General features: G+C 36.4%; 13 protein-coding genes and 1 pseudogene. All 14 read left to right on the top strand.

Going from position 1 to position 14,195, the window contains the following annotated elements:
• Positions 1 to 45: 45 nt before the first annotated feature.
• A complete protein-coding gene (gene garR, locus J1899_RS11800; protein WP_151572404.1) occupies positions 46 to 933 on the top strand; it encodes a 2-hydroxy-3-oxopropionate reductase in 888 nt (295 codons plus the stop codon).
• Between the two features lie 69 nt (positions 934 to 1,002).
• On the top strand, positions 1,003 to 2,352 hold the full coding sequence (gudD, locus tag J1899_RS11795; protein ID WP_151572403.1) for a glucarate dehydratase: 1,350 nt from the start codon (positions 1,003 to 1,005) through the stop codon (positions 2,350 to 2,352).
• Between the two features lie 97 nt (positions 2,353 to 2,449).
• Complete coding sequence (locus J1899_RS11790; protein ID WP_066445455.1) at positions 2,450 to 3,610, top strand: glycerate kinase family protein; 1,161 nt, start codon at positions 2,450 to 2,452, stop codon at positions 3,608 to 3,610.
• Positions 3,611 to 3,938: 328 nt separating this feature from the next.
• The gene (locus tag J1899_RS11785; RefSeq protein WP_066445458.1) at positions 3,939 to 4,130 is read left to right on the top strand and encodes a hypothetical protein; all 192 of its coding nucleotides are present in this window, start codon (positions 3,939 to 3,941) and stop codon (positions 4,128 to 4,130) included.
• Positions 4,131 to 4,746: 616 nt separating this feature from the next.
• Positions 4,747 to 5,046 (top strand): hypothetical protein, encoded by a 300-nt coding sequence (locus J1899_RS11780; protein WP_066445461.1) that lies wholly within the window; start codon positions 4,747 to 4,749, stop codon positions 5,044 to 5,046.
• Between the two features lie 168 nt (positions 5,047 to 5,214).
• Entirely contained in the window at positions 5,215 to 5,433 is a 219-nt protein-coding gene (locus J1899_RS11775; protein ID WP_066445464.1) for a hypothetical protein, read from the top strand.
• A gap of 1,276 nt (positions 5,434 to 6,709) precedes the next feature.
• Positions 6,710 to 7,408 (top strand): response regulator transcription factor, encoded by a 699-nt coding sequence (locus J1899_RS11770; protein WP_066445477.1) that lies wholly within the window; start codon positions 6,710 to 6,712, stop codon positions 7,406 to 7,408.
• Position 7,409: 1 nt separating this feature from the next.
• On the top strand, positions 7,410 to 8,372 hold the full coding sequence (locus J1899_RS11765; RefSeq protein WP_214473867.1) for a sensor histidine kinase: 963 nt from the start codon (positions 7,410 to 7,412) through the stop codon (positions 8,370 to 8,372).
• A gap of 89 nt (positions 8,373 to 8,461) precedes the next feature.
• Entirely contained in the window at positions 8,462 to 9,679 is a 1,218-nt protein-coding gene (locus tag J1899_RS11760; RefSeq protein WP_214473863.1) for an MFS transporter, read from the top strand.
• Positions 9,676 to 10,599: an ATP-binding cassette domain-containing protein gene (locus J1899_RS11755; RefSeq protein ID WP_214473860.1), complete on the top strand. Its 924-nt coding sequence runs from the start codon at positions 9,676 to 9,678 to the stop codon at positions 10,597 to 10,599. Before J1899_RS11760 ends, J1899_RS11755 begins: the two co-directional genes overlap by 4 nt.
• Entirely contained in the window at positions 10,592 to 11,287 is a 696-nt protein-coding gene (locus tag J1899_RS11750) for an ABC transporter permease (protein WP_240056525.1), read from the top strand. The genes J1899_RS11755 and J1899_RS11750 overlap by 8 nt, the downstream gene beginning before the upstream one ends.
• Positions 11,288 to 11,470: 183 nt before the next feature.
• On the top strand, positions 11,471 to 11,974 hold the full coding sequence (locus J1899_RS11745; protein WP_214473853.1) for a MepB family protein: 504 nt from the start codon (positions 11,471 to 11,473) through the stop codon (positions 11,972 to 11,974).
• 217 nt (positions 11,975 to 12,191) lie between these two features.
• Positions 12,192 to 12,986, top strand: coding sequence for a DUF2935 domain-containing protein (locus J1899_RS11740; protein ID WP_214473851.1), 795 nt, complete (start codon positions 12,192 to 12,194; stop codon positions 12,984 to 12,986).
• A 472-nt stretch (positions 12,987 to 13,458) separates the two neighbouring features.
• Positions 13,459 to 14,194: pseudogene (locus J1899_RS11735) on the top strand (cation diffusion facilitator family transporter); the annotation flags it as partial.
• Between the last annotated feature and the right edge of the window lies 1 nt (position 14,195).

Genomic DNA, 14,195 nt, shown 5'->3' with positions numbered 1-14,195 from the left:
TCTTTAAATATAAATCTTTTAAAAAATAGTAGGAGTGATTGAACAATGAAAAAAGTAGGATTCATCGGACTAGGAATTATGGGAAAACCTATGAGTAAAAACTTAATAAAAGCTGGTTATCAGCTAGTTGTAAGTGACTTTAATAAAGATGCAGTAAAAGAATTAGAATCACTAGGTGCTGAATCAGCGTCCACTCCGAAAGAAATTGCTGAAAAAGTAGATGTAGTCATTACGATGCTTCCAAATTCTCCAAACGTGAAACAAGTTGCTTTAGGAGAAAACGGCTTAATAGAAGGTGCTCGTGATGGTCTGATCTTTGTCGATATGAGCTCAATTTCTCCGAAAGCTTCTCAGGAAATAAATAAAGAACTAGTTGAAAAAGGGGTGCAAATGCTGGACGCACCAGTTAGCGGCGGAGAGCCAAAAGCAATTGATGGAACGATTTCCGTTATGGTTGGCGGTAATAAAGAAGTTTTTGAAGATGTTAAAGAAATATTAGAAGCAATGGCTGGATCTGTTGTACATGTTGGCGAAGTTGGAGCAGGAAATGTGACAAAGCTTGCAAACCAAGTGATTGTTGCTTTAAACATTGCAGCTGTATCAGAAGCATTCGTTTTAGCTCACAAAGCCGGTGTAAATCCTGAAGCAGTGTATCAGGCGATCCGCGGCGGATTAGCAGGCAGCACAGTATTGGATGCAAAAGCGCCAATGATGCTGGACCGCAACTTTAACCCAGGATTCCGCATCAATCTGCATATTAAAGACTTAACAAATGCAATGGAAACAAGCCATGAATATGGTTCTCCAGCGCCACTAACAGCAGCAGTGCTTGAAATGATGTATACATTAAAACAAGATGGATTCGAAATGGAAGACCATAGCAGTCTATTAAAATACTATGAAAAATTGGCTAACACTGAAGTAAGCAAATAATACATCTAAATATGGGCAGGGAGATGAAAGTTTCCCTGCACCCTAATAAATCAAATTGGAGCGGTGAACATGAATACATTAAAAGAAACTGCATTAACACCTGTCGTAACAGCAATGGAAGTGTATCCTGTAGCTGGCCGAGATAGTATGCTGTTCAATCTAAGCGGTGCACACGGTGCCTATTTTACAAGAAATATAGTAATATTAAAGGATAGCAATGGTAATACCGGTGTTGGAGAAGTACCTGGGGGCAAAAGCATCACAACAACATTAGAAGACGCCAAGAAATTTGTAATTGGAGCTTCTATTGGAAACTATAATAAAATTTTAAATGATGTCAGAAAAGAATTCGCAAATCGTGATTCAGGCGGACGCGGCTTGCAAACATTTGATCTTCGGATCACCATTCACGCTGTTACAGCCATTGAAGCTGCTTTATTAGATCTTTTAGGAAAACACTTAAATGTACCTGCTGCAGCACTTTTAGGTGAAGGCCAGCAGCGTGATAAAGTAAAAACATTAGGATATTTATTCTATATTGGAGACCGTAATAGAACTGATTTACCTTATTACAGCAATGAAAATGCTGAAAACGAATGGTACCGTATTCGCCATGAAGAAGCATTAACACCAGAAGCAATCGTAAAACTAGCTGAAGCGTCTCAGGAATTATATGGCTTCAAGGATTTCAAGCTTAAAGGCGGGGTACTTGAAGGAAAAGAAGAAATTAAAGCAATTAAAGCATTAAAAGAGCGCTTCCCTGATGCAAGAATTACACTGGATCCAAATGGAGCATGGTCATTAAAAGAAGCAGTTTCATTATGTAAGGATATGCACGGAATATTAGCATATGCTGAAGATCCATGTGGTGCTGAAAATGGTTATTCCGGAAGAGAAGTTATGGCTGAATTCAAAAGACAAACAGGTCTTCCAACAGCAACGAATATGATCGCAACAGACTGGAGACAAATGGGTCATACGATCTCCCTTCAGTCAGTGGATATTCCACTTGCAGATCCGCATTTCTGGACCATGCAGGGTTCTGTACGTGTAGCGCAAATGTGCCATGAGTGGGGATTAACATGGGGTTCACACTCAAACAATCACTTTGATATCTCCTTAGCAATGTTCACACAAGCTGCAGCAGCTGCTCCTGGTGAAATAACTGCTATTGATACACACTGGATCTGGCAAGAAGGAATTGAGCGCTTAACAATGGATCCATACAAAATTGAAGATGGCTATTTAACAATTCCGGATAAACCAGGCCTAGGTGTTGAAATAGATATGGACCAAATTCTAAAAGCAAATGAACTTTATCATAACATGGGATTAAATTCCCGTGACGATTCAGTCGGAATGCAATTCTATATCCCTAATTGGAAATTTGACAATAAGCGCCCTTGCCTTGTGCGCTAGTATATGAAGATGGATGGCTTAGGTCATCCTTCTTCCATTTAAGCAAATAAAAAAATGATAGAAACAGGAACGATTTCTATGTAAAGGAACGATGATTATGAAGTTTGTAATAGCGCCTGACTCATTCAAAGAAAGTATGTCGGCGAAAAAAGCTGCTACTGCGATTGAATCAGGAATACACGCAATTTTTCCTGACGCAGTATGTACAATTGTTCCTATGGCTGATGGAGGAGAAGGGACGGTTGAGTCACTAACATCGATGTCAGATGGAGATATCGTGAAAGTTGAAGTGGTAGGTCCATTAGGTGAAGCGGTAACAGCTGAATATGGAATCATTGACCATGGTGAAATTGCCGTGATCGAGATGGCAAGTGCGAGTGGAATAGAATTAATTTCATCGCAAGAGCGAGATCCTTTAATTACAACAACATATGGAACAGGACAGCTGATCAAGCATGCCCTTGACTCAGGAGTAAAGAGAATTTTAATAGGAATTGGCGGCAGTGCAACAAACGATGCGGGTGCAGGAATGCTGCAGGCATTAGGTGTTTCTTTTAAAGATCAAAATGGCAAAGAGCTGCCATACGGCGGCGGTGCACTTGACCTATTAGCTGAAATTGATATCAGTGGATTAGACAGCAGAATAAAAGAAGTTCAGATTGATGTGGCTTGTGATGTAAGCAATCCGTTAATTGGATCTAATGGGGCATCTGCTATTTTTGGACCTCAAAAAGGAGCAACACCAGAAACAGTTGAAATTCTAGACCGAAACCTTGCTCATTTTGCAGAGCTAGTGAAAAGGGAACTTAATCTGGATATTGCTCATATGGAAGGAGCAGGTGCAGCAGGTGGCCTAGGTGGTGGACTATTAGCTTTTTTAAATGCCAGATTAAAAAAAGGCATTGAACTCGTTATAGAATATACGGGGTTAGAAGAGCATATAAAAGACGCAGACTATGTCTTTACTGGTGAAGGAAGTATTGATTCTCAAACCATATTCGGGAAAACACCATATGGAGTCGCAACTATTGCAAAAAAATATAATATTCCAGTCTTTGCTGTAGCAGGTAAAATTGGTGAAGGGGTGGAACCTCTTTATGATACAGGATTTACTTCCATTTTTGGTATATTAAAAGGTGCGGTTCAATTAGAAGAAGCTTTAAAAGAAGGAGAAAAGAATCTGACTTTTACAGTAGAAAACATCTGTCGTTTAATAAATAAACTTCAGGCAGAAACGAACGAAACAATCATTGGCTAACCAAAGCCAAGGCGACAAGGTAGCCTTATATAATATATGTAACATGAATATCTAAAATAAAAAGTGTAAAAGCCTAAGCTAAAATTAGGCTTTTTTATTTTGTTATCAATCTTTAACTCTAACACTTCAGCTTGAAATTCCCCTTGAAATGATAAGATTCTTCAATAAACACATTAAATACATGAGAATTTCTGCAGGCTGCTTACGCCAGATAAGCAAAAAGTCAAAGAGATTTTCAGCATCCAACTCTTTAAAGAACCTGAGATTCCATGAAAGGGAATACAAATCGCTCAGAGTAAATGGTATAGTAATTATAAAGAGGTGGGATATGGAATTTTTAATTGCAATTGTTATTTTAATATTAGTTCTTTCATTAATTGGAACCTTAATTTTAACAAGAAAAAGTGATGAGAATTATCGTCAATCAACTAAAAGGAATACAGCCAATCTGACGATCATTTATGCAGTTGTAATAGTCGTATCATTGATTGCTTTAGGCGTATATATTAGGTTTTATTAAGAGAACTTTTAAATTAGATATAAATAAAAAGCACCATTTACCTAAACTCCAGGTAATGGTGTTTTAAGTTAATTACAGTAGTGATATTCACGAAGAATACTAATAAGATTTAATATGTTCATATGGCAAATTTATAAACAAATTGGCTCTTTTATAAATTAAAAACGCTACAATTTAATTAATTATTTTATACATATTGACTAAAGTTGATTTTTAACAAAAGTGAATGTTGCTTAGAAAAAAAGCTTGATAAAATTTTTAAAAAAGGATTGTTATTTAGCCCCGTTCCACCATAACTTAGAAAAGCTTTGCTGCAGAACATGGCAGCAAAGCTTTTCATAATAAATTATTCTTTTGCGTACTCACAATTGACACATATATTAGTTATTTCTAATATAAGAGTTGAGAATATGCAAGGTTAAAGACAAAGCAAAAACAGTTTCTCAGATTGTAAGTGATTTTTGCTGCGGTCAATCCAGCTTTTCTCATTATATTGCGAGTTTATAGTGGGGCAGACAGGAGGGGAAATTCATAATGTTCCTTATGAACAGAGATATTATGGCCTTAGCAAATTCTTATAAGTAAACGATACTAATAGCTTTGAAGGGAATAGATAATGAAAATTATAAGGATAATCAGTATTATTTTAGTTTTAGCAATTGTAATCTTATTTTATATTCCGTTTACCTTTAATCCTCCTGGTGATACAAGAATGATTATCGATCATAATACGGGTACATATATTGCACCGCCGTGTTTTGAAGAATCAGGTGCTACGAACTATCTTGAAGAAACAACGTATAAGGAACTACACGATAAAAGCTACAGTTCAAGTTCAGCATGTACAGATGAATTACTGGCAGCAGAAAAAATGACTTTTATTGAATTTTTGACAAGCTCTAAATGGAGTTGGTGAAAATTTCTATAGAAGAAATAAATTAATAATTCATGGAATAAAGTCACTTAACATGCAGATCCGTTAGAATTAGCAAGCATTCATGGAATGCATTAATCTAATATAACGGAAAATAAGTATGCAGAATAAACAAAGCTGCTGAACGTCAAAGGGACGGCAGCTTGTTTTATGATGAGTGACCCAATAGTAGTTAAACTAGAAAGCCTTAGAAATAAGGTTTTTTTCATTCTTTGGAAAAATGACAGAAAAATTACTAAAAATGGTGGAACCGCTTTTAAGCTTACAATAAAAGAGGTAAAGGACCTAATGCGCAAAAAGAAAATGAAAGTGCAGCAAGCAGCACATGATGATGCATTTACTCAGTTCAGTTATATGGAGTTGTCATGAGGAGAAACATAACTATTTTAATCCAGCTGTACGCAACAGAGTAGATTTGCTGTTAGAATACTATCTTAATAAACGTGGGAATAAAATGTTTTTACATCTCTTTATCAAGCATACACAAAAAATATCATAGTAAGAGGAAAACTTCCCTAAATATAGAATATGTAAATATATACCGTTTTAAGGTGGGAGTGAGTTGAAAAAGCCTATACCCCAAAAATACATATTATTGGTTCAGTAGCCAGCGGAAAAACTACTTTAGCCAAAGAAATATCATTAAAGTACAATATTCCGAACTACGAGTTAGATAAGGTAGTTTGGATCAGAAATAAGTCAGGTGATAGTAGAAGAACGGAGAAAGAAAGAGAAGAATTAATAAATACAATTGTTCATTCCGATAGCTGGATCATTGAAGGTGTTCATAATGAAGAGTGGTTTTCTCCTAGTTTTCAGCTTTCAGAAGTTATTGTTTTTTTAGACCAGCATATTCAACACGAACGTACCGAATCATGAAAAGGTTTTTGCGGAAGAAATTGCATATTGAGAAATCACACTATAAATCTACTATAAAGATTTTCTTTAAAATGTTTAAATGGAATCGGCATTTTGAAGAAGTGGACAAGCCGAATTTTTTCAAAAGATTCGCCATGTATCATGATAAGGTAGTAGTAATGAAGAACAAAAAATCTACTAAGAGTTACTTTTACTGATCATAAAGAAAGGATTGTTTGTTTTGGAACCGAATTTGAAAAGGAAATAACCTTCATTTTATATGCGTTAGCTTTGTTTCTTGTTATCTTTTTCGTTACTTTTATCGTTTTATTTGTGTTCGGAGAGTAGACCATTTCTATAGCCTGGGTTGAATGCATACATCCATTTTCAAAGTAATAGGTGGGCATGCCTAAAAGGGGAACGATAGGGAACAAATCTTTGAATATTCAATTCGGTTTACACCTGGTCTTCTTTTAATCACAGTCATCTACCTTCTTTTACATAAAAACCGGTCATTTTAAAAATTATCTTATTCCTATTTGGTTTTAGTTTGATGAGAGATGCAAGGATACCCATTGGCTTTTGGCGATTTGACCATATCATTTGGTTGAGATTTATTGATGGTGGTTTTTTAAGAGGGAAACATGATAAACCGATTTAAAGAATGCGGTCTTTAGTATAATAACAAAAAGAGCCTAATTATACTTTTTGTATAGTTCGGCTTTTTTTCAGCCGAACCAGCTGAATCGTTTGCTCAAAAAAACAGAAGTGAACAAGGGAGGATAAAATGTCACACCGCATATTGCTTATTGATGATGACCCTTCGATCAGTGAAATGTTAGAAAAATTTTTATTGAAGGAAGGGTATTTTGTATTGACCGCTTTTAATGGAGAAGAGGGACTGGCCCTTTTTCAGAAGGAAGAGATAGATTTAATTGTGATTGATATTATGATGCCGAAATTGGATGGAATTGAAGCGATTAAAATGATCCGGGAGAGAAGCACTGTACCCATTTTAATCATTTCTGCTAAAGATACGGATGTGGATAAAGCTTTGGGATTGGGATTTGGTGCTGATGATTATCTGGCAAAACCCTTTTCGCTTGTTGAATTTTCAGCAAGAATTAAATCAAGCATTCGAAGGGTAACAAAATATGCCGGCAATTCAGAACCAATATATAATCAAGTCGTGTCTTTTGGACTTTTTACGGCGGATTTAAATAATTATTCTGTACATAAGGAAAACGAAGAAATTAAACTGACATCCAAGGAGTTTGAGCTGCTGAAGCTGTTTCTCACAAACCAAAACCGTGTTTTTACGAAAGATGATTTGTATAGCCTTGTTTGGCAGGAACACTATCTTGGCAATGATAATGTGATAAATGGCCATATTCGGAGATTAAGAGAAAAAGTTGAAGAAGAGCCCTCTAATCCGAAATATTTACAAACATTATGGGGAATTGGTTACAAATGGGTGAGTCATTAACATGATCATTTTGTTCATCCTTACGACTGTCGTTTTAACAGGTATGATTTTATTTCAATACCATTTAAACAAAAAACGTACTAAACAATTGCAGGAGCTGCATAAGAAATTGCGCGGAATCATCAGCGAATCATCATCAGATGAAGTGCTGCTGCTTTTTACAGATGAACAGCAATTGATCGAGCTAACGATGGATTTAAATGAGTTGTTAGAAAAGCATAAAACTGCTTTAGCTAATTATACGAGCACCAAATCGTCGATGAAAAAAATGATTTCGAATATCTCGCATGATTTAAAAACGCCTTTAACGGTGACGTTAGGGTATGTGGAAATGGTACAAATGGATGCTGAATTGGATCCGGCAGAACGGAACGTGCTGCTGGCGAAAATTCATAATAAATCTGTTGAGGTCATTACCCTTATTGATAAATTTTTCGATTTAGCCAAATTAGAGTCAGGAGATAAGGAGATTCCGATCACAAACATTAAATTAAATGATATCTGCCAGAAAAGTCTGCTGGAATATTATGATATCTTCAGCAAAAAAGGCATTGAAGTTCATTTTGAAATTCCAGAGCAGCCGATATATGTGATGGGGAATGAAGAAGCATTGAAACGGGTCTTAAATAATCTTATATCAAATGCCATCACACATGGCGGGGATGGGATGGCTGTTGGATTAGAGATCAGACAAACACCAGACGATATTTATATCGATGTATGGGATAAAGGCAAAGGCATTAAAGAGCCGTTCCAGGACATGGTTTTTGAAAGGATGTATACGCTCGAGGATTCACGGAATAAGTCGTATCAAGGCAGCGGCCTTGGACTCACGATAACCAAGCGTCTCGTAGAAAAATTGGGAGGCACCATTCAAATCACAAGCCAACCTTGGAAAAAAACAGTCTTTTCCTTCTCAGTCAAACGATCGGAAGTTCAGCATCATTTTAATCAGTCATTTTAAAACTTAAGAAATTCTTAAGAATTAACGAATGGAAAAAGAAACTTTGCTCCTTACACTGTAATCAGGATACACAGAAAGGGGCAGTTTGTATGTCTGGAGATGCGCAGAGAAAACTGGTTATTTTAATGTTTAATATGTTTATTGCAAATGCAAGCTTTGGAATCATTATTCCGATTTTGCCAGAATACTTGCATTCCATTCATCAGGGTGGAACGGCAGCAGGGCTGCTGATCGCATTTTTTGCTGGTTCGCAATTATTGTTTTCTCCATTAGCGGGAAAGTGGGCCGATCAATACGGAAGACGGAAAATCATCATTTATGGATTAGGGATATTGTCTTTTTCGATGGTTGTGTTTTATATGACAGACCTGATTTGGATTCATTATCTTTCACGTGCCATTGGCGGCCTAGGTGCCGCTATGCTGATTCCGGCCATTTTTGCTTATATAGCTGATATCACAACAGTCGAACAGCGTGCAAAAGGCCATAGTTTGATATCGGCTGCCATGTCGCTTGGAATCGTGATAGGGCCTGGGATCGGTGGTTTTCTTGCAAGTGCCGGACTGAAAATGCCATTTTTAGCTGCAGCAATAGGCTCAGCCGCAGCAGTCATATTTTCCTTTATTTTATTGGGAGAAAGCAAGAAACAGGAACATGAATCACCGAAAGAAATGCAGCCTAAAGAGTCATTGCATGCAAAATTAGTGCTGTCAGTTAAACTGCCTTATTTTATCCCCCTTCTCATCTCACTGGTTATGAGTTTTGGATTAGTAGGATATGAATCTGTACTTTCGCTCTTTATGGAAAGCAGATTTGAAGCCTCTCCACAGCAAATTGCAGTCATGATTACTTCGACAGGATTAGTCAGTGTCATTGTACAATTGCTCTTTGTTGAAAAAATGGTGAGGAAATTTGGAGAATATAAAACGATTCATTTCTTTTTAGGTCTGGCTGCCGTGAGCTTTTTTCTATCGCTGCTAGTAAATCAATATGAGCTATTTTTCGTTATTACCTTACTCATCTTTCTGGCAACATCGATTTTGAGACCTGTTGTTAATGCACTAATTTCAAAGCTGGCAGGAGAGCAACAAGGGTTTGCAATGGGCTTGAACAATGCCTATATGAGTGTCGGCAACATCCTTGGTCCAGCCATTGCTGGAGTCGTTTATGATGTAAATAGGATATATCCGTTTATTCTAAGCTCTGTTTTTATTGTGGTGACAATGATCATTACTATTATCTGGGAAAAATCAATGACTAGAAATAATCAGACCGAGATCGTGAAGGAAAGGGGAGAAGATGTATGAAGACAATAATAGAAACACGTCAGCTAACAAAGGTTTTTCATGAAAAAGAGGTTGTCTCAAATGTGAATATGACGGTGAATAAAGGCGAGATCTATGGTTTTCTCGGGCCAAACGGAGCGGGAAAAACGACTGTGATGAAGATGGCTGCTAATTTAATTAAACCGACCATGGGGAAAATTCGTTTATTCGGCAGCCCGCTAACTGCTGAATCCTATCAGATTTTAGGCAAGATAGGGTCCATCATTGAACAGCCGGTCTTTTATGAAAAGCTGAGTGCAAGAAAAAATTTAGAAATTCACTGTGAATATATGGGCTATCACAATAAGAATGCCATTGACGAATCGTTGGAGATTGTGAAGCTGATGAACAGCGGAGTACAGCCAGTAAAAGAATTTTCTTTGGGAATGAAGCAAAGATTAGCAATTGCCCGGGCAATTGTAACAAGACCTGAATTGCTCATATTGGATGAGCCGATCAATGGATTAGATCCTGTAGGCATTCAAGAAATCCGGAATTTGTTAAAAAAGCTTAATAAAGAATATGGCATAACCATATTGATTTCCAGCCATATCTTAGCAGAAATCGAACAGATAGCAGATAAAATTGGCGTTATTATTGAGGGAAAACTAATTGAAGAAATTGAAATGGAAAAAATACGAGAAAAGAATAAAGACTATATTGAAATCATGACAAATAATACCAGAAAAGCGACTTCGATTTTGGAGCATCATTTAAACATAACCAATATCAAGATGCTGAGTCCAATGACTATCCGCATTTATGATTTAAGTATCCCTCAAGATGTTATTTCAGAAGCGCTATTAAAGCATGGAGCAGTGATTGAGTCGATTTATTATAAGAGCAGTTCGTTAGAGGATTACTTCTTTACTTTAATGAATGGAGGCGGGATCAGTGCTTAAACTGATGAAATTGGAAATGCAGAAGTTTGGACTGACAAAATATATATCAGGTGCGCTGATTGCCAATGCAGTTATTCTGATCCTTATTTGTCTCATTGTATATGTGGAAACACTTGAGGGAAATATCGTCATGACAGATGATTATACGGCGATACAAATCATCGAAACACTCATAAGAGCCACATTTATCATCTTTGCGGCTGTTTTGCTGTCACAATTGGTAATAAGCGAGTTTAAGAATAAGACCATTAATGTTCTTTTTATGTATCCGATCAAACGAAAGAAAATACTGATTGCCAAATTGCTTGTGACGGTGATCTTTACATTTTTAGCAATTGTTTTCTCCTTTATGTTTGTGGTCAGCGGTTTTTACTTGTTTAATATGTATACAGACATTTTACCCCAGTCTATTAGTGTGGCAGAGATTATCAGCTATCTTGGCGTTATGGTCATGAATGCACTGGCTGCAAGCTTTATTAGCTTAATTCCGCTTTATTTCGGTTTAAAGAAATACTCTGTTCCAGCTACAATCGTTTCGTCCATCTTTGTTTCTATTATTGTTTGTCAGAATATAAATGGATTTACATTGTATTCGATTATTTTTATCCCTATTACTCTTTCGTTAGTTGGATTTATAATCGCATACATGTCTATAAAGAATATTGATCAAAGAGATATTATTGTTTAATACATCTCTTTGAGAGAAATACTGAATTTTTATATAGAAAAGCCTAACTTATGTTTTGGCTAGTTAGGCTTTTTTGTTTGTATTTATAGGGACGTATATTTGTATTTTAGGATATCGTAGAATTAAATATAGTACAAATTAGAAGACCTTTTCTAAAAGAATTAGAAGAAGGGAGTGAATAGAATGAATTCTTTTTTTGAAATTTTAAACTTTATTAATGAAAATATTTATGAACCCAATCATTTAGTTATAAAAAATGCAAGAGAGGAAGCTCAAAATGCAGAGTATGGTGCTGGCATCTTCGATCTGAACAGTAAATCTGTCCGATTCAGGGTGGCAAAAGAAACTCCTAAAAAGCTTGGACATTTTGTTTCCACTTGGGTAAAAGATGAGGCATTTTTTAATCAGGCTTTTTCATATGAAAAAGCGGCCGATTTATTGGTGATTAATACCTTTACTGCTAATAGATTCGGCCAGTTTGTGTTTCCAAAAGAAGTTCTTTTAAAACAGAAAATCCTCAAAACAGCTTCTGTTAAAGGAAAAATGGCCATAAGAGTATATCCTAGATGGGATCACCCGACAGGCAAACAAGCTATTGAAACACAAAAGTGGCAATTAGATTACTTTATGGAGACGAATAATGCCACTAAGTGGCCGCAGCAAGAGGTATTAAAGCTATATGAATAGATGAGAGGTATAGTGATAATCGAAAATCTCATGATGATACAAGGCGATCCTATTAAATATATACTCGCACTATTAAAGTGAGCATCATTTATAAGCCGATATAAAATGTTACTGCTTATTAATTCGGAAAATAAGAAAAAAACATGATGAATCAAAAGAATATGGACAAATCCACACAAATATAATGGATGTGAAGTCTTTATAAGGGGTGGATGTTGTGGCAAATCCAATTGTGGCTAGGTCACTTGATGAAATTCAGTTTTGGTCAAGGATTATGAAGGAGCATGCATTGTTTTTAAGCCTTGGTTTTACTTATGAACAGCAGCAATTAATAGAAGAAGCTCAGCAGTTTATTACACTGTTTGAACGGATTGAGGAAAGGCTGGCGAAGTTTACTGTCAATACAGATATCCGCCAGATACAAGCCTTTAACAATGAGGTTTATCAGGCAGCTGTATCGATTTGGGCTTATAAGAGAAAAGTATTAGGGTTAACTTTGCGCTGTGAAATCAGAACGAATAACTTTCCATTATTAGTTGACCATGTTAGCAGAGAAGCTGCCTATTTTGCAAACAGGTTAAAAGAGCTTAACCAGGGAAAACTTGCACCAGCGCCGGATAAAATTATCCAGGAAAATTTATTTTTCTTGAAAATTATGGCTGATCATGCCAAATTTATCGGACATCTCCTAGACCCATCCGAAAGAAAACTAGTCGAACAAGCCAATGAATTCAGTCATGATTTTGATCAATTAGTATTCCAGGCAGTTGATCTAGACTCCATGAGGCCGCAATCTGAAACAGTGCCAATTCTGGATCAATTTCTTGATCAAAATAGAATTTCGGTTGCCTCATTAAGAGATTTTAAGAAAACAGCAAGAGATTTGATAGAAGCATGCCGAATTAAAAGCAATATTCACCCCCTTCTAGCAGACCATACGTTTAGAGAAGCAGAGAGATTTATAGAAATTATAGACTTATTTGACCAGCATCTGACAGCACCAAAAATGTAATAATACTGCCAGCTAGTGCAATTTAGTTGAAAACTAAATAAGAGGCTTTTCATATCCCTGCATACTGATAAAAAAATATCTATTGCAAAATCCAGCTGCTGATTAGGCAGCGTTTTTATTTTTCATCTCCTCTAATTAAAGTTGTTATATTGGAGTTTAATCAATGTTCTGCTGAAGGAGCGGGAGCACCCAGGACTAGAAGGATCCGCATCGCCCTCCGTGGAAATCACTTATTTTTTACATTTGAAATAAGCCAAAAACATCCTCTTCTTTTTACAAAAGGGACAAGAACGAATCATACAGGCAGATTGTTTATCTTTATAAAACAATTAAACGAAAATAATGAAATTTTGCCTTATCCAACTTATTTACCTTCTCCTATATTTTATATAATCGGTCAAAAAGGTATCTCTAGACCCACACAAAGCCTGGTTGTTACTATAAGATTTAGTGTTACCAGGGAGTTGATTGGATGGAGGAACAAAAATATAAAGGTTTGAAATTAGGGGAAAGAGGAGCAATTATTAGTTTAGTTGCTTATATCTTGTCTATATATAAGCTAGTGGCAGGTTATTTAAGCGATTCAGCAGCCCTAAAAGCAGATGGGCTGAATAATACAACGGATATTATTGCGTCTGCTGTATTAATTGGATTAAGGATTAAGGGCTGCTCAAAGGCCACCGGATGCCAATCATACATACGGTCATTGGAAAAGTGAAGGAATTGCATCCATTGTTGCCTCTTTTATTATGATGGCAGTTGGTTTGAAGGTCCTATTTGATGCGGGAACATCTTTGTTTAAAGGGGAAGGAGAATCCCCAGATATCATGGCCGCATACGTTGGATTAGTGTCATCGGTCATCATGTATTTTGTTTACCGCTATAATAAAAATCTAGCCTTAAAGATCAAAAGCTCTGCTGTGATGTCGGCAGCGTAAGATAATATATCAGATGCATGGGTGAGTATTGGAACGGCGATTGGCATCTTCGGCTCCCAGTTAAAAATGCCTTGGCTAGACCCAGTAACAGCCTTCATCGTAGGACTATTAATATGTAAAACAGTTTGGGCTATATTTAAACAGGCGACACATGAATTGTCTGATGGATTTGATGAAGATAAGCTGAATTTTTATAAAGAAGAGATTTTAAAAGTTGACGGCGTCAAAGGTATTAAAGAAATTAAGGGAAGAAACTACGGAAACAATAAAG

This window comes from Cytobacillus gottheilii, from assembly GCF_018582665.1.
In the GTDB taxonomy this organism is placed as follows: domain Bacteria; phylum Bacillota; class Bacilli; order Bacillales; family Cytobacillaceae; genus Cytobacillus; species Cytobacillus gottheilii.
Note: the sequence above shows the minus strand (reverse complement) of the source record. Positions and strands in the feature narration are given on the sequence as shown.